1 protein-coding gene is annotated in these 631 nt (G+C 68.0%); it reads right to left on the bottom strand.

Translation table 11 applies throughout. The features are described from left to right. On the bottom strand, positions 1-618 hold a 618-nt coding region (locus I8J34_RS24235), incomplete at its 3' end, for a condensation domain-containing protein (RefSeq protein WP_304513942.1). Positions 619-631 lie beyond the last annotated feature (13 nt).

Below are 631 nucleotides of genomic sequence, written 5' to 3' on the forward strand. Positions count from 1 at the left end.
GGCCTGGAACAGCGGGGTGTGCGACAGGCTTCTGTCGGGCTTGACGATGTCGACCACTTGTTCGAAGGGCAGGTCCTGGTGCGCCTGGGCCGACACCACGGTGTCCTTGGCCTGCGCCAGCAGCTGCGCGATGCTCATCTCTTCCAGATCCAGGCGCAGCGCCAGGGTGTTCACGAAGAAGCCGATCAGCCCTTCGATTTCGCTGCGGTTGCGACCGGCCACCGGCGAGCCGATCACCACGTCCGTTTGGCCCGCCAGACGTCCGAGCACGGCGCCCCAGCTGGCCAGCAGCGTCATGTAGAGCGTCACGCCGTGGCGACGGCTCAGGTGCTCGAGCCGGTCGCTGAGCGTCTTGTCCAGATGCACCGGCACAAGCGCGCCGCTGTAGTCTTGTTGTGCCGGCCGCGCCCGGTCCGTGGGCAGGCTCAACAGGCTCGGGGCGCCCGAGAGGCGTTGGCGCCAGTAGGCGATCTGTCGATCCAGTTGCCCGCCTTCGAGCCAGCTGCGTTGCCATTGGGCGTAGTCGGCGTATTGGATCGCCAGCTCCGGCAGCGGGTCCGCCTCGCCCTGGCGGTAGGCGCTGTACAGCGCGCTCAGCTCGCTTAGCAGCAGGCTCACCGACCAGCCGTCG

The sequence above is a fragment of the Denitromonas iodatirespirans genome (assembly GCF_018524365.1).
GTDB lineage: Bacteria > Pseudomonadota > Gammaproteobacteria > Burkholderiales > Rhodocyclaceae > Nitrogeniibacter > Nitrogeniibacter iodatirespirans.